We start from the raw sequence: 16,660 nt of genomic DNA, 5'->3' as shown, positions 1-16,660 counted from the left end.
GTAAACCCTGTGACATCTGTGCGGTGTTTCCTCACGTGAGCGGCCAGGGATAGCTGCAACTCGAATTATTTGGGGTATCTGCCTTGTAGCGGGTATTATGCAACGCAACAAAAATGAAGGGAGAAGAAAAGATGCCATCTTTCGATATTGTTTCCGAAGTTGATATCCAGGAAGTCCGCAACGGCGTTGAAAACGCAAGCCGTGAAGTTGAGTCACGTTTCGACTTTCGTGGCGTTGAGGCAACTTTCGAGCTGAACGATGCGAATAAGACCATTAAGGTCCTGAGCGAATCTGATTTCCAGGTTAACCAGCTGCTGGATATTCTGCGCGCCAAGCTGCTTAAACGCGGCATTGAAGGCACCTCACTGGATGTACCAGACGAGTTTGTGCATAGCGGTAAAAACTGGTTTGTCGAAGCCAAACTGAAGCAGGGTATTGAGAGCGCGGTTCAGAAGAAGATCGTTAAGCTCATCAAGGACAGCAAGCTCAAGGTTCAGGCGCAAATCCAGGGTGAAGAAATTCGTGTGACCGGTAAATCCCGCGATGACCTGCAGGCCGTTATGGCGCTGGTACGTGGCGGCGATCTGGGGCAGCCGTTCCAGTTCAAGAACTTCCGCGATTAAGACAAAAATGCCCGGTTTTACCGGGCATTTTTTCAGGCTTTGAGAGCCTGCTCGATTTCGAAGCGGTTAGTCACTTTACTGTCTATTTTGACGTAAGCGCTGCGCTCTTGTGGGGCAATAAGCACTTCACTTACCCCCTCCGTTGCTTCAAGACGCTGTTTTAGCGCGTCGGTAATCTCAACATCCTCAGGAATTTCGACCCGCAGACTGCTGACGTAGCGCGGCTCTTTCATGCTGCTGGCGACCAGCAGCCAGACCATCGCCAGCAGTGCGCCTGCGAGGAACACGGTTTGCGAATCAAACAGGCCGTCCACCCAGCCGCCGAGCGAGCCCCCGATAGCCACGCCGATAAACTGGCTGGTGGAGTAGATCCCCATTGCTGTGCCTTTATAGCCGGCCGGGGACTCCTTGCTAATCAGCGATGGCAGCAGGGCTTCCATCAGGTTAAAGGCCAGGAAGAAGAGCTGCACGCCGGCCACCAGTTCCCAGAAGTGCGGGCCGGATCCCCAGAGCACAATCTCGGCAATCAGCAGCACCGCCACGCAGCCAATGAAGACGCGCTTCATCTTGCGTTTCACTTCGGCGTAGATGATGAACGGCACGACCGAGACGAACGAAATCAGCATGGTCACCAGATAGATTTTCCAGTGCTCCGCGGCAGGGAAGCCCGCGGCGGCAAGCTGACCGGGAAGGGCGACAAAGGTCGACATCAGCAGGATGTGCAGACACATGATGCCGAAGTTAAGTTTAAGCAGGCGCGGTTCCATCAGCACTTTGCTGAAGCAGCCTTTCACCATCCCGGATTCACGGTTAAGGACGTGGTTTTTGCTGTCCGGCACCACCCAAAGGGTCAGCGCAATACCGACGGTCGCCAGCACGGCAATCATCCAGAATAGGGCATGCAGGCCGAGTTTATGGGTGATGATAGGCCCGAGTACCATCGCAATCGCGAAAGTGACGCCAAAGCTCACGCCGATAAACGCCATCGCTTTGGTGCGATTCTGCTCACGGGTTAAGTCTGACAGCAGCGCCATCACGGCGGCGGCAATCGCACCAGAGCCCTGCAGGGCGCGACCAAGAATAATTCCCCAGATGGAGTGGGAGAGGGCGGCTATCACGCTGCCGAGCACAAAAATAAGCAGGCCGCCGACAATCAGCGGCTTGCGGCCAACCCGATCCGAGAGCAGGCCAAACGGGATCTGAAATACCGCCTGAGCCAGACCGTAGATGCCAATCGCCAGGCCAATCAGCGCTTCGCTGGCACCCTGTAGCGCCATGCCGTACGTGGTCAGAACAGGCAGGACCATAAACATGCCAAGCATCCGTAGCGAGAAAACAGTCCCTAAACCCCAGGTCGCGCGCAATTCGCCTGGCGTCATTTTATAATCGTTCATTACCACCTCAATTCAAAAGCAGGCCATAGTGTAGTGCGGGGAAGGGGCGGGGTAAATAAAGGGTTATTTAACAAATATTACATGCGTTATTAATGGATTCGATGAATAAAAAAGGGTGCCGAAGCACCCTTTTATTCACCTGGTGTGACTTACCAGACGTAAGTCAGCAGGTTGTGTGAATCAGGCACCATGAAATCCACGGACATCATCACCGACAGCGAAGTGATAGCGACAATGGAGAACACGAACAGCTTACGTGCCCAGACCTTGTCATCTTCCACTTTGTAGCCGCGCAGGGCCATGCCGAGCCACCAGACGCTCACCGCAGCCGCTACCGCCAGGTATTTGTACCCGGCGTAACCGCCCAGAGAGAGCATCAGCGTTGCCACGGCAAAGGCGATGATGTACAGCGTGATGTGGTTTTTAGCCACGGAAATGCCCTTCACGACCGGCAGAACCGGGATGTTCGCTGCCTGATAATCCTTAAAGCGGAAAATCGCGATGGCATAGGAGTGCGGCATCTGCCACAGGCTAAAGATAGCCAGCAGGATCAGCGCACCGCTGTCGAACTCGTTCGTGACGGCGCAGTAGCCAATCACCGGCGGCGCAGCGCCGGAGAGAGAACCAATCAGCGTTCCGTAGACGGAGTGGCGTTTCATATACAGGCTGTAAACGCCCACATAGACGACGAACCCCATCACCCCCAGCCAACAGGCCAGAGGGTTAGCGCCAAACCACAGCAGCATAAAGCCAGCAATACCCAGCAAGGTGGCGTACACCAGCGAGACGGAAGGGGCGATCAGGCCTTTAACCAGCACCCGATTTTTAGTCCTTTCCATCTTCTTGTCGATATCCATGTCGATGTAGTTGTTAAATACACAACCGGATGCAACAACCAGCGACACACCGACCAGCGTAGCGATAAAGAGGGTGTAATCGATGCTGCCTTTAGAGGCCAGCAGGAACCCCCCAATTACGGAGATCAGGTTGCCAAAGATGATGCCTGGTTTCGTGACTTGCAGGTATTGCTTAAACATACTCGCCGCTCTTAGTGAACCATCATGTTGTAGTTAAGGTTCCACATAATCCAGATGGAACCGACTACCAGGATAGCGATGATAATCACGGTAAAGATGAAAGCCGTCATGTTCCAGCCTTCATCGGACTTGGTGTTCATGTGCAGGAAGCAAACCAGATGCACCAGAATCTGAATCACCGCGGTTACCAGGATTGCACCCAGAATAACCGGCTTAGACGCAGAACCGCTCATCACCATCCAGAACGGGATCACCGTCAGAATGATCGACAGGATGAAACCTGTCATATAGGTTTTTACGCTACCGTGGGAAGCGCCATGATCGTTTGAATGACTCATTACATCGCCCCCATCAGATATACAACAGAGAACACACAGATCCACACAACGTCCAGGAAGTGCCAGAACAGGCTCAGGCACAGGATACGCGTGCGGTTAGTGCTGGTCAGGCCACGACGGGAGATCTGGAACATCAGTACTGCCATCCAGATCAGACCAGACGTTACGTGCAGACCGTGGGTCCCTACCAGTGCGAAGAACGCAGACAGGAAGCCACTACGATCCGGCCCGAAGCCTTCCATAATCAGGTGATGGAATTCATAGATTTCCATCCCGATAAAGCCAGCACCAAACAGCCAGGTCAACGCCAGCCAGGAGACAACCTGGCTCTTGTTGTTTTTGTACATGGCGATAGCCGCCATGCCGTAGGTGATGGAGCTGAACAGCAGCAGCGCGGTTTCTACCAGAACGAACGGCAGTTCAAAGATGTCCTTGCCGGCCGGGCCGCCCGCAGTGCCGTTCACCAGAACGGCATACGTTGCGAACAGACAGCAGAACAGAATGCAGTCGCTCATCAGGTAGATCCAGAAACCGAAGACTTTCGTCGGTCCTGTATCGTGGTGCGCATGTTCATGCGCGTGGGCAGTAGAGTGCGCCAAAGTATCAGTTGCCATTTTTCAGCCCCGCTTTAGAAATCTCATCGAAATGCTGGTTTTCCAGTTTTTCGACTTCACGGACTGGTACGTAGTAGTCTACGTCCTCGTCAAAGCTCTTCACAATCCAGCTGATTACGATGCCGGCGAAGCCAACAATCGCCATCCACCAGATGTGCCAGATCATTGCGAAGCCAAATACCGTTGCGAAGGCGGCAATAACAATGCCCGCACCGCTGTTTTTCGGCATGTGGATCTCTTCGTAATGAGCAGGTTGCTTGTACGCTTCACCTTTTTCTTTCATTTCCCAGAATGCGTCGCGTTCATGGACCTGCGGCACAATAGCGAAGTTATAGAACGGTGGTGGAGAAGAGGTTGCCCACTCCAGCGTACGGCCACCCCATGGGTCACCGGTCAGGTCACGGTTCTGATCGCGGTCGCGAATAGAAACGTAGAACTGAATCAGCTGAGACGCGATACCACAAGCAATCAGCACGGCACCGCCCGCTGCAACCATCAGCATTGGGTGGAACTGTGGATCAATCTGCTGGCTCAGACGACGGGTCATACCCATGAAGCCCAGCACGTACAGCGGCATAAATGCAACGAAGAAGCCGATGATCCAGAACCAGAATGCGCGTTTACCCCATTTTTCGTTCAGGGTGAAACCGAACGCTTTTGGCCACCAGTAGGTTACGCCAGCGAAGCAGCCGAAGACCACACCACCGATGATAACGTTATGGAAGTGCGCAATCAGGAACAGACTGTTGTGCAGAACGAAGTCAGCACCCGGTACCGCCAGCAGTACACCGGTCATCCCACCCACGGAGAAGGTGACGATGAAGCCGATAGTCCACAGCATTGCTGAGTGGAACACGATACGGCCCTGGTACATGGTGAACAGCCAGTTGAAGATCTTAACCCCGGTAGGGATTGCGATAATCATGGTTGTAATACCGAAGAAGGCGTTTACGTTCGCGCCAGCACCCATGGTGAAGAAGTGGTGCAGCCAAACGATGAACGACAGAACGGTAATACACACGGTTGCCCACACCAGAGAGGTGTAACCAAACAGACGTTTACGCGAGAAGGTTGCTGCGATTTCGGAGAACACACCGAAGACCGGCAGAACCAGGATGTACACTTCCGGGTGACCCCAGGCCCAAATCAGGTTGATGTACATCATCATGTTGCCACCCATATCGTTGGTAAAGAAATGGGTGCCCAGGTAGCGGTCCAGGGTCAGCAGCGCGATGGTGACGGTCAGAATTGGGAATGATGCAATAATCAGGATGTTGGCGCACAGAGATGCCCAGGTAAATACCGGCATCTTGAACATGGTCATGCCAGGGGCACGCATCTTGATAATGGTCACGAAGAAGTTGATACCGGTCAGGGTTGTACCGACACCGGAGAGCTGAAGTGCCCAAATCCAGTAATCGACGCCAACGCCCGGACTGTACTCAATTCCCGAAAGCGGCGGGTAAGCCAGCCAGCCGGTCTGCGCAAATTCGCCCACACCCAGTGACAGGTTAACCAGGATAACGCCGACAACCGTGAACCAGAAGCTCAGGTTGTTCAGGAACGGGAACGCTACGTCGCGCGCGCCGATTTGCAGCGGAACGACAACGTTCATCAGACCGATAACCAGCGGCATCGCCACGAAGAAGATCATGATAACGCCGTGGGCGGTAAAGATCTGGTCGTAGTGATGCGGCGGCAGGAAGCCGGCTTCACCCGCAGACGCGAGTGCCTGCTGGCTACGCATCATGATCGCATCCGCAAAGCCACGAATTAACATGACGATACCGACGATGCAGTACATGATACCCAGTTTTTTGTGGTCAACCGAAGTCAGCCACTCGTTCCACAGGTAGCTCCACTTACCGAAGTAAGTGATCAAGGCCAGTAAGGCTGCGCCACCGATGATAATTGCAGCAACCGTAACCACGATAATGGGTTCATGGTAGGGCACTGCATCCAGTGTCAATTTTCCGAACATTTTCTTCCTCGGCCCCTTAGTGAGCGGTTTCCGCGTGGCTCATGTCCATGCCTTCCATACCTTCGTGTGCGCTATGCTCACCTTCAGGCTGGGTCATGTCCATGCTCTTGCCGTGATCCATAAATTTGCCAATAACGTCTTTGAACAAATCTGGTTTCACGTTAGAGAAGTACTCCACCTTGTTATATTCGCTAGGTGCTGCCACTTTTTCGAACGCCGCCATGTCAGACATGGTGTTTGGAGACTGCTTCGCTTTTTCAACCCACTGGTCGAAAGCGGCACGGTCTGGCGTCGCGATAGCTTTGAACTTCATACCTGAGAAGCCCGGGCCGCTATAGCTGGCGGAGATACCATCGTAGGTGCCTGCTTCATTCGCGATCAGGTGCAGGTTAGTCTGCATACCGGCCATCGCGTAAATCTGGCTACCCAGACGTGGGATGAAGAAGGAGTTCATTACGGAGTTGGAGGTCACTTTGAACTGAACCGGAGTGTTCGCCGGGAAGGCGATTTCATTCACGGTGGCAATGCCCTGTTCCGGATAGATGAAGAACCATTTCCAGTCCATGGAGACCACTTCAATGGTAATCGGTTTTTCATCGTGAACCAGCGGCTTGCTTGGCTCAAGTGCGTGAGTGGTTTTCCATGTCAGTACGGCAAGGAACAGGATGATCAGGATAGGTACCGTCCAGACCACAGCTTCCACTTTATTGGAGTGTGACCAGTTAGGGCTATACTTCGCATCTTTATTGCTCGCACGATACTTCCAGGCGAAACCAACAGCCATCAAAATGGCTGGAATAACCACAATCAACATCAGGCCAAAAGCCGTCAATATCAGTGAACGTTGTTCCAGTCCAATCTGTCCTTTGGGGTCAAGTAGTGCAGAATCGCAGCCACTGAGTAATACAGTGCCTGCGAATAATGACAACCATCCCAAACTTTTATTGTATTTCCTGAGTCTCATTTAACGACCTCAATTCCACGGGAGTCTGGTGGCGTTTAAAGTGTGGGGGCATTTTACGGGAAGGTTACATTACTGTAAACATCATTAGACCTGTGTCAGGAAGGTGTTACCGGGTTCTGCCGCACATGTCACAAGTGTTGCAAATTATGTCGCTTTTTAAGACGTAAGCCGCATGGCATGGGCTTTATAACGAAAGGACCCCCAAGCATACCCTAAAAGGGGCAATTGGTATAACCATTGTGAAAAATAAACAAAAAATTAACAATTAATTATCAATAAAAAGACAACTAAAAAACGAAAAATCAAACTCTCTGATGCTGAATCGTTTAATGAAAAATAGCGTTCTGCAATTGACTCCAATAATTTCCGAATCCTATCCCGCACAAAACAACAAATATTTTTTTTAGCGGCTGGCGGCTATTTCACCGTTATAATTTCGGTTCGTGATTACAACGGGAAATAACCTTTCGGATTTTACTTCAGGTTAACTGCGTTTTACGCAGCGCCATGAAATCGAGCAGCCCGCCAGTCAGGATCCCGGCAACTGCCAGCAGCGCGCCGGCATCCAGCAGAAGCGCTTCGAGAGGCAGTACCAGAGAGGTGGTGGCATTAATAATGAGCACCACGAGCCACAGCACCAGGGCAAAGCAACCCGCCATTAACAGTCGTAACGCAAAACGGTAAGCGCGATGATATTCCGTGCGTGGCATAAAGTGTTCTGTTCGCTGGGTATATTCCAGCGTCTGGCGACAGACCAGTAACAATAAGAGTCCAGGCACTGCCGCTACCACGGAGAAGAGATAGAACGTTGGCCAGCCATGGGCTTCAACAAACCAGCCGGCAATCGGCCCGACATACACGCGACCAACGGCGGAAAGCGCCGAGAGCAGAGCGAACTGCGTCGCGGAAAACGATTTGTTGCACAGGGTCATCAGCAGGGCAACAAACGCCGCAGTCCCCATACCGCCGCACAGGTTTTCAAAAAACACCGCGGCGCCCATGCTGATCATATGCTTATCCGTCACCGACAGCAGCCAGTAACCGGCGTTCGATGCCCCCTGCAGGATGCCGAAGATCAGCAGTGCGCGAAAGAGCGTCAGACGCTGCATTAATACGCCGCCGTACAGGGCCCCGACAATAGTCGCAAACAACCCGAGCGTTTTGTTCACCACGCCGACTTCGCCGGCATCAAACCCGACCCCGCGAATTAGGAAGGTGGTGGTCAGGCTCATCGCGAAGGCATCGCCGAGCTTATAAAGGACGATTAACAGCAGGATAAGCCAGGCGTTGTTGCGGCCAAAGAAGTCGCGAAGAGGTTCGGCAACGGCCTGCTCCAGAGAACGTGGAACCGGGATCACATCGCTCGGTTCGGGGGCGAGCAGGGTGGCAATAATACAGGGGATCAACAGGGCGGCCATCAGCCAGTACATGCCCTGCCAACCGAGATAACGGTCGGCCACCCACAGCGCCAGACCACCGGATACCAGCATCCCCAGACGATAGCCCAGCACGCTAATGGCTGCGCCGGCTCCCCGCTCTTCTGCAGGCAACACGTCCGTCTTCCAGGCATCAAAAACGATATCCTGCGAGGCAGAACAGAAGGCGATTACCACCGCAAGGGCGGCCATCCAGCGAAGCTGCGTCGTGGGTTCAAGAAAGCCCATCGCCGCGATTGCGATCAGCAACAGGACCTGGGTCATCACTAACCAGCCGCGACGACGGCCCAGGAACGGCGGGGTATAACGGTCCATCACCGGCGACCACAGGAACTTAAAGACGTAAGCCTGGCCGACGAGGGAGAAGAAACCAATGGTTTTGAGATCGATATTCTCGACGGTCATCCAGGCCTGCAGCGTGCCGGAGGTGAGGGCGAGAGGTAAACCGGAGGCGAAACCAAGGATCAGCAGGATGGCTGATTTGGGTTGCTGGAAAATGCGTAAGTAATGACTCGACATGTTCATATAAAACTGACCCGGTGAAACACCGGGTCAGGAAGCGGGATTAACGCGCGTTTTGCTTGATGAAGTCGTGGATGCTGGTGTCCTGCGCCATATCGGAAATGGTGTCAGTCAGCACGCTGTTAACCGCGTTAGCAATATTTTTGTTGGACGCCTGGAACGCGCCTTCAACAGAGTAGCTCGCACGGTAGTTTTTGGTCATCTTGTTGCCGTTCTTCGCGGTCGCGATGATGGCGATATCCGCTTTGGTGGAGATGTTGTAGCGAACGTTACCCTGGGACACGTCAGCGTACAGGTTGTTCACGATGATCTGCAGATCAACCGCACCGCTTGGGCCAATCATATAGCCGCGGGAAGTCATCTGTTTCTCGAGCACTTCCTGCAGCAGGAAGCGCAGGTCGCGTGAGGCGGTCAACGTCACCTGCTGGTTGTCGCGGGTCACTTTAGCCAGGGCTTGATCCTGACGCTGATCGGCACCGTTAATGCTCACGGTTACGCCCATCAGGCTAGGATCCTGCTGAGGCAGGGTAATCTTAGGGGAGACATCAATGGTTGTAGGCGGGGTAGCGCAGCCTGCCAGCATAAAAAGTGCTACCAACGGAAAGAAGAGTTTTTTTAACATTTTCAGGTTCTCAACGAATCGTAAGCATTACAGAGAAAAATTGCCGCCATCATAACATCGCTAACGGCCAGGGGAAGTGGTCAACGCATGTAAATTCATCGCCTTGTCCGAAAACTGACCAGCCCCGCCTTTTTCTCCACGCGCGAAGGTCAAAAGGTATGAGTCTCACAGTGAACTTCATTCGTCTGAATGAGAAAATAAGACGAAAGCTAAATATTTGTTGTCTTGTTGTAATGGAAACGGTAAAAGCGGCTAATATTTAAAGGGATGGGTGACATCCTGGCGTTGTCGGAGGAGTGATTTCATGATGATACGTGAACAGATAGAAGATAAATTAAGGGCAGCGTTCAACCCTGTGTTCCTCGAAGTCGTCGACGAAAGCTATCGTCATAACGTGCCGGCAGGTTCTGAAAGCCACTTTAAAGTGGTTCTGGTCAGCGATCGCTTCACGGGAGAACGTTTCCTGAACCGACATCGCTTGATCTACAGCACCTTGACGGAAGAACTCTCCACAACCGTACATGCGCTGGCATTGCACACCTATACCATTAAGGAATGGGAAGGCTTGCAGGATACGGTATTTGCATCGCCGCCGTGTCGCGGCGCAGGCACCATCGCCTGATAAATCGGATTTGCAACGGCTGGAGCTTTTCCAGTATGTTGCATACAGATTTCCTCAAAACGGCCTCCGGGCCGTTTTGTTTTGTCTGAGTTTTGAGCGGATGGTGCGTTTTTAAGGCTAAAAATAGCCTTAAAGTGTGAAAAAAGCCGCAGCAACATGCCCCAACCGTTCTCGACTCACCTAAGTGATGCCGCTATAATGCCGCGTCTTAATGAATGTCTTCGGGATGATTCTGGCGACAGGGAATGTGAATCTGCACTAAGAGAGCATCCCGGTATAACAGACAGATTCAGAGTTGACCGAGCACTGTGATTTTTTTGAGGTAACAAGATGCAAGTTTCAGTTGAAACCACTCAAGGCCTTGGCCGCCGTGTAACGATTACTATCGCTGCTGACAGCATCGAAACTGCTGTGAAAAGCGAGCTGGTCAACGTAGCAAAAAAAGTACGTATTGACGGCTTCCGTAAGGGCAAAGTACCGATGAATGTTGTTGCTCAGCGTTATGGCGCTTCCGTGCGTCAGGATGTGCTGGGTGAACTGATGAGCCGCAACTTTATTGATGCGATCATCAAAGAAAAAATTAATCCGGCCGGTGCGCCGAATTACGTTCCAGGCGAATACAAACAGGGCGAAGACTTCACCTACTCCGTAGAGTTCGAAGTGTACCCGGAAGTTGAGCTGAAAGGTCTGGAATCTATCGAAGTTGAAAAACCTGTTGTTTCCGTGACTGACGAAGACGTTGACGGCATGCTGGACACTCTGCGTAAGCAGCAGGCGAACTGGAAAGAGAAAGAAGGTGCTGTTGACGCGGAAGACCGTGTGACCATCGACTTCACCGGTTCTGTAGACGGCGAAGAGTTCGAAGGCGGTAAAGCGTCTGACTTCGTACTGGCAATGGGCCAGGGTCGTATGATCCCAGGCTTCGAAGACGGTATCAAAGGTCACAAAGCGGGCGAAGAGTTCACCATCGACGTGACCTTCCCGGAAGAGTACCACGCTGAAAACCTGAAAGGTAAAGCAGCGAAGTTCGTTATCAACCTGAAGAAAGTTGAAGAGCGCGAACTGCCTGAACTGACTGAAGAATTCATCAAGCGTTTCGGCGTGGAAGATGGTTCTGTAGCCGGTCTGCGTACCGAAGTGCGTAAAAACATGGAACGTGAGCTGAACGGCGCTGTACGTAACCGTGTGAAATCTCAGGCGATTGACGGTCTGGTAAAAGCGAACGAAATCGACGTTCCGGCTGCCCTGATTGACAGCGAAATCGACGTTCTGCGCCGTCAGGCTGCACAGCGTTTCGGTGGCAACCAGCAGCAAGCGATGGAACTGCCACGCGAGCTGTTCGAAGAGCAAGCTAAACGCCGCGTTGTTGTTGGCCTGCTGCTGGGCGAAGTGATTCGTACCCACGAGCTGAAAGCTGACGAAGAGCGTGTGAAAGGCCTGATCGAAGAGATGGCTTCTGCATACGAAGATCCATCAGAAGTGATCGAGTTCTACGGTAAGAACAAAGAGCTGATGGACAACATGCGCAATGTTGCACTGGAAGAGCAGGCTGTTGAAGCGGTACTGGCGAAAGCGAAAGTGACCGAAAAAGCGACCTCTTTCAACGAACTGATGAACCAGCAGGCGTAATTTCGCCCCCAGGGTTTAAAGTTTGAACAAAAAACCCGTTGCCTTCCGGCGACGGGTTTTTTTTATCACGGCTTTACCCCAGGAAGAGTGCTAAAACGCCCTTTCAGTGTTAGCGTAACAACAAAAGGTTGTTATGCTTGAAATAGGGCAGTATGAACCCCATAAGTGTGTAATCACGATGATTGAGACTGGCTGATAATCCGTCCGTAAGGTTACAATCAGTACAGCAGGTGTTTTCAATTTTGATCCAGGAGACGGAAATGTCATACAGTGGCGAACGAGATAACTTTGCACCCCATATGGCTCTGGTGCCAATGGTTATTGAACAGACCTCACGTGGTGAGCGTTCTTTTGATATCTATTCCCGTCTGCTCAAGGAGCGCGTTATCTTTTTGACCGGCCAGGTGGAAGACCACATGGCTAACCTGATCGTGGCGCAGATGCTGTTTCTGGAAGCGGAAAACCCGGAAAAAGACATTTACCTGTACATTAACTCCCCGGGCGGCGTGATCACGGCAGGTATGTCCATTTATGACACCATGCAATTCATCAAGCCAGATGTCAGCACTATCTGTATGGGGCAGGCTGCATCTATGGGTGCGTTCCTGTTAACCGCAGGGGCTAAAGGTAAGCGTTTCTGCCTGCCAAATTCCCGCGTGATGATTCACCAGCCGCTGGGGGGTTATCAGGGGCAGGCGACGGATATTGAAATCCACGCCCGCGAAATTCTGAAAGTAAAAGCGCGCATGAATGAACTTATGGCGCAGCATACGGGTCAATCTCTTGAGCAGATCGAGCGCGATACCGAGCGCGATCGTTTCCTCTCTGCCTCTGAGGCTGTTGAGTACGGCTTAGTCGACTCCGTTTTGACCCATCGTAATTGATGCCCGTGACGCGAGTGTGCCGCTATACTCAGGTAGGGCGGCATGTTGCTAAAAGCAGCTTGCGTCTGAAAATGGCATTTGCGTCGTCATGTGCGGCACAAAGAACTTAAAAAGAGGTTTGGACTCATGACAGATAAACGCAAAGATGGTTCGGGCAAACTGCTGTACTGCTCTTTTTGCGGCAAAAGCCAGCATGAAGTGCGTAAACTGATTGCCGGGCCGTCCGTGTATATCTGCGACGAATGTGTTGACTTATGTAACGACATTATTCGCGAAGAGATTAAAGAAGTAGCACCTCACCGCGAGCGCAGCGCGCTGCCAACGCCGCATGAAATTCGTCATCATCTTGACGACTATGTCATCGGTCAGGAGCAGGCGAAAAAAGTGCTCGCCGTGGCGGTATACAACCACTACAAACGCCTGCGTAACGGTGATACCAGCAATGGCGTAGAACTGGGTAAAAGTAATATTCTGCTGATCGGCCCAACCGGTTCCGGTAAAACGCTGCTGGCTGAAACGCTGGCGCGTCTGCTGGATGTTCCGTTCACAATGGCCGATGCCACCACCCTGACCGAAGCCGGTTATGTGGGTGAGGACGTAGAAAACATCATCCAGAAACTGCTGCAGAAATGCGATTACGATGTACAGAAAGCGCAGCGCGGGATTGTTTACATCGATGAGATCGACAAGATCTCCCGTAAATCTGACAACCCGTCCATCACCCGTGACGTATCGGGTGAGGGCGTGCAGCAGGCGCTGCTGAAGCTGATCGAAGGTACGGTTGCAGCCGTTCCACCGCAGGGTGGCCGTAAACATCCTCAGCAGGAGTTCCTGCAGGTTGATACGTCCAAGATCCTGTTCATCTGTGGTGGTGCGTTTGCCGGTCTGGATAAAGTGATCTCTCACCGTGTTGAAACCGGCTCCGGCATTGGTTTTGGCGCGACGGTGAAAGCCTCGTCCGAAAAGCCGAACGAAGGCGAGTTGCTGTCACAGGTTGAGCCAGAAGACTTGATCAAGTTTGGTCTGATTCCTGAGTTCATTGGCCGTCTGCCTGTTGTGGCAACGCTGAACGAACTGAGTGAAGATGCGCTGATCCAGATCCTGAAAGAGCCGAAAAATGCGCTGACCAAGCAGTATCAGGCGCTGTTCAATCTGGAAGGCGTTGAGCTGGAATTCCGTGACGAAGCGCTGGACGCGATTGCCAAGAAAGCGATGATCCGTAAAACCGGTGCGCGTGGCCTGCGTTCTATCGTGGAAGCGGCGCTGCTTGACACCATGTACGATCTGCCGTCGATGGAAGATGTTGAGAAAGTGGTGATTGATGAGTCGGTCATTAGCGGCCAGACCAAGCCATTGCTGATTTATGGCAAGCCGGAAGCGCAACAGGCATCTGGCGAATAATTCACCAAATCATACAAGCAGTTAATCAAAAAGGGGGGATTTTATCTCCCCTTTTATTTTTCCGTATACGCGGCGTTGAATGTGTGGGAAACATCCCCATATACTGGATACATGTTAATGGTTATGTGAAGCACAGTGACATGACCAGTTTACCTGGCGGACACTAAACTAAGAGAGAGCTCTATGAATCCTGAGCGTTCTGAACGCATTGAAATCCCCGTATTGCCGTTGCGCGATGTGGTGGTTTATCCGCACATGGTCATACCCTTATTTGTAGGGCGGGAAAAATCTATCCGTTGCCTCGAAGCCGCCATGGATCATGATAAAAAAATCATGCTGGTGGCGCAGAAAGAAGCATCAACGGATGAGCCGGGTGTAAACGATCTTTTCACCGTCGGGACCGTGGCCTCTATTTTGCAGATGCTGAAGCTGCCTGACGGCACCGTTAAGGTGCTGGTAGAAGGCTTGCAGCGTGCGCGTATTACCACCCTGTCTGACGATGGCGAGCATTTCTCTGCCAAGGCAGAGTACCTCGAATCACCTCAGCTGGATGAGCGCGAGCAGGAAGTGCTGGTGCGCACCGCGATTAGCCAGTTCGAAGGCTATATCAAGCTGAACAAGAAAATCCCACCAGAAGTGCTGACGTCGCTGAACAGCATCGACGATCCTGCGCGTCTGGCGGACACCATCGCTGCACACATGCCGCTGAAGCTGGCTGACAAACAGTCCGTGCTGGAGATGTCCGACGTTAACGAACGTCTGGAATATCTGATGGCGATGATGGAGTCTGAGATCGATCTGCTGCAGGTTGAGAAGCGTATTCGTAACCGCGTTAAAAAGCAGATGGAGAAATCTCAGCGTGAGTACTATCTGAATGAGCAAATGAAAGCCATTCAGAAAGAGCTCGGCGAGATGGATGACGCGCCGGACGAAAACGAAGCGCTGAAGCGTAAGATCGACGCGGCGAAAATGCCGAAAGAGGCCAAAGAGAAAGCCGAAGCAGAACTGCAGAAGCTGAAAATGATGTCTCCAATGTCGGCTGAAGCGACCGTCGTGCGTGGCTATATCGAATGGATGGTTCAGGTTCCCTGGAATGCCCGCAGCAAGGTCAAAAAAGACCTGCGTCAGGCGCAGGAGATCCTGGATACCGACCACTACGGCCTTGAGCGCGTGAAAGACCGCATTCTTGAGTACCTCGCAGTCCAGAGCCGTGTGAACAAAATCAAAGGCCCGATTCTGTGCCTGGTGGGACCACCGGGGGTAGGGAAAACCTCTCTGGGTCAGTCCATAGCCAAAGCGACCGGCCGTAAGTATATCCGTATGGCGCTGGGTGGCGTACGCGATGAAGCGGAGATCCGCGGTCACCGTCGTACCTACATCGGTTCTATGCCGGGTAAACTGATCCAGAAGATGGCGAAAGTGGGCGTTAAAAACCCGCTGTTCCTGCTCGATGAGATCGACAAAATGTCTTCGGACATGCGTGGCGATCCGGCGTCTGCTTTGCTGGAAGTTCTTGATCCAGAACAGAACGTGGCGTTCAGCGATCACTACCTCGAAGTGGATTACGACCTGAGCGATGTCATGTTTGTCGCGACCTCGAACTCCATGAACATTCCGGCGCCGCTGCTGGACCGTATGGAAGTGATTCGTCTCTCCGGTTATACCGAAGACGAAAAACTGAACATTGCGAAACGGCACCTGCTGCCGAAGCAGATTGAGCGTAACGCGCTGAAAGCCAACGAGCTGACCGTTGAGGACAGCGCGATTATTGGCATCATCCGCTACTACACCCGTGAAGCGGGCGTGCGTAGCCTTGAGCGCGAAATCTCTAAACTGTGCCGTAAGGCGGTTAAACAGCTGCTGCTGGATAAGAGCCTGAAACACATTGTGATCAATGGCGACAACCTGCATGCCTATCTGGGCGTTCAGCGCTTTGACTATGGTCGCGCGGACAATGAAAACCGCGTGGGCCAGGTTACCGGTCTGGCATGGACGGAAGTGGGTGGCGATCTGCTGACCATTGAAACCGCCTGCGTCCCGGGTAAAGGCAAGCTGACCTACACCGGCTCTCTGGGTGAAGTGATGCAGGAGTCGATTCAGGCCGCGCTGACCGTGGTACGCGCGCGTGCAGAGAAATTGGGCATCAACCCTGATTTCTACGAGAAACGCGATATCCACGTGCACGTGCCTGAAGGGGCAACGCCGAAAGATGGCCCAAGCGCAGGTATCGCCATGTGTACCGCACTGGTTTCCTGCCTTACCGGCAACCCGGTGCGTGCCGATGTGGCAATGACCGGTGAGATCACATTGCGTGGCCAGGTGTTGCCAATCGGTGGGTTAAAAGAAAAACTGCTGGCGGCACACCGTGGTGGGATCAAAACCGTATTGATCCCTTACGAAAATAAACGCGATCTGGAAGAGATTCCGGACAACGTGATTGCCGATCTGCAGATTCATCCTGTGAAGCGAATTGAGGAAGTTCTGACTCTCGCCCTGCAGAATGAACCTTCCGGAATGCAGGTTGTAACCGCAAAATAGTGACCTCGCGCAAAGAGCGTCAATAAAAGTAAGGCTGGTAAGTCATTTCGCACTT

The 16,660-nt window shown here is 52.5% G+C and carries 14 protein-coding genes; 6 read left to right on the top strand and 8 right to left on the bottom strand.

The genetic code is table 11. The annotated features are described in order from the left end of the window. Positions 1-131 precede the first annotated feature (131 nt). Positions 132-623, top strand: coding sequence for a YajQ family cyclic di-GMP-binding protein (locus AM410_RS02005; protein ID WP_020885215.1), 492 nt, complete (start codon positions 132-134; stop codon positions 621-623). A 32-nt stretch (positions 624-655) separates the two neighbouring features. On the opposite strand, the gene AM410_RS02000 is transcribed toward AM410_RS02005, so the two are convergent. The 8 genes from AM410_RS02000 to AM410_RS01965 all read right to left on the bottom strand — a co-directional run bounded on the left by AM410_RS02000 (position 656) and on the right by AM410_RS01965 (position 9,531). Beyond that, positions 656-2,017, bottom strand: coding sequence for an MFS transporter (locus AM410_RS02000; RefSeq protein WP_020885214.1), 1,362 nt, complete (start codon positions 2,015-2,017; stop codon positions 656-658). Between the two features lie 149 nt (positions 2,018-2,166). Then, on the bottom strand, positions 2,167-3,054 hold the full coding sequence (cyoE, locus tag AM410_RS01995; protein WP_014168862.1) for a heme o synthase: 888 nt from the start codon (positions 3,052-3,054) through the stop codon (positions 2,167-2,169). 11 nt (positions 3,055-3,065) lie between these two features. Continuing rightward, complete coding sequence (locus tag AM410_RS01990; RefSeq protein WP_006176899.1) at positions 3,066-3,392, bottom strand: cytochrome o ubiquinol oxidase subunit IV; 327 nt, start codon at positions 3,390-3,392, stop codon at positions 3,066-3,068. After that, entirely contained in the window at positions 3,392-4,006 is a 615-nt protein-coding gene (locus AM410_RS01985; protein WP_014168863.1) for a cytochrome o ubiquinol oxidase subunit III, read from the bottom strand. Before AM410_RS01985 ends, AM410_RS01990 begins: the two co-directional genes overlap by 1 nt. Then, positions 3,996-5,987 carry a cytochrome o ubiquinol oxidase subunit I gene (gene cyoB / locus AM410_RS01980; protein ID WP_014168864.1) on the bottom strand — a complete coding sequence of 664 codons (1,992 nt, stop codon included), beginning with the start codon at positions 5,985-5,987 and terminating at the stop codon, positions 3,996-3,998. The genes AM410_RS01985 and cyoB overlap by 11 nt, the downstream gene beginning before the upstream one ends. A 16-nt stretch (positions 5,988-6,003) precedes the next feature. After that, positions 6,004-6,951 (bottom strand): cytochrome o ubiquinol oxidase subunit II, encoded by a 948-nt coding sequence (gene cyoA, locus AM410_RS01975; protein WP_008503322.1) that lies wholly within the window; start codon positions 6,949-6,951, stop codon positions 6,004-6,006. 479 nt (positions 6,952-7,430) lie between these two features. After that, positions 7,431-8,906, bottom strand: coding sequence for a muropeptide MFS transporter AmpG (gene ampG, locus AM410_RS01970; RefSeq protein ID WP_025204965.1), 1,476 nt, complete (start codon positions 8,904-8,906; stop codon positions 7,431-7,433). A 46-nt stretch (positions 8,907-8,952) separates the two neighbouring features. Then, positions 8,953-9,531, bottom strand: a complete 579-nt coding sequence (locus tag AM410_RS01965) for a lipoprotein (protein ID WP_014168866.1) — start codon at positions 9,529-9,531, stop codon at positions 8,953-8,955. Between the two features lie 304 nt (positions 9,532-9,835). On the opposite strand from AM410_RS01965, the gene bolA reads away from it, so the two are divergent. The 5 genes from bolA to lon all read left to right on the top strand — a co-directional run bounded on the left by bolA (position 9,836) and on the right by lon (position 16,605). Continuing rightward, positions 9,836-10,153, top strand: a complete 318-nt coding sequence (gene bolA / locus AM410_RS01960; RefSeq protein WP_013095855.1) for a transcriptional regulator BolA — start codon at positions 9,836-9,838, stop codon at positions 10,151-10,153. 330 nt (positions 10,154-10,483) lie between these two features. Beyond that, positions 10,484-11,782 carry a trigger factor gene (tig, locus tag AM410_RS01955; RefSeq protein ID WP_014168868.1) on the top strand — a complete coding sequence of 433 codons (1,299 nt, stop codon included), beginning with the start codon at positions 10,484-10,486 and terminating at the stop codon, positions 11,780-11,782. A 260-nt stretch (positions 11,783-12,042) separates the two neighbouring features. Continuing rightward, on the top strand, positions 12,043-12,666 hold the full coding sequence (gene clpP / locus AM410_RS01950) for an ATP-dependent Clp endopeptidase proteolytic subunit ClpP (RefSeq protein ID WP_020885210.1): 624 nt from the start codon (positions 12,043-12,045) through the stop codon (positions 12,664-12,666). 126 nt (positions 12,667-12,792) lie between these two features. Further along, positions 12,793-14,067, top strand: coding sequence for an ATP-dependent protease ATP-binding subunit ClpX (gene clpX, locus AM410_RS01945; protein WP_020885209.1), 1,275 nt, complete (start codon positions 12,793-12,795; stop codon positions 14,065-14,067). A 183-nt stretch (positions 14,068-14,250) separates the two neighbouring features. Then, complete coding sequence (gene lon / locus AM410_RS01940) at positions 14,251-16,605, top strand: endopeptidase La (RefSeq protein WP_014168872.1); 2,355 nt, start codon at positions 14,251-14,253, stop codon at positions 16,603-16,605. Positions 16,606-16,660: the final 55 nt, after the last annotated feature.

This window comes from Enterobacter cloacae complex sp. FDA-CDC-AR_0164, assembly GCF_003071645.1.
Taxonomy (GTDB): Bacteria; Pseudomonadota; Gammaproteobacteria; order Enterobacterales; family Enterobacteriaceae; genus Enterobacter; species Enterobacter ludwigii.
This window is presented reverse-complemented; position numbering and strand designations above follow the sequence as displayed.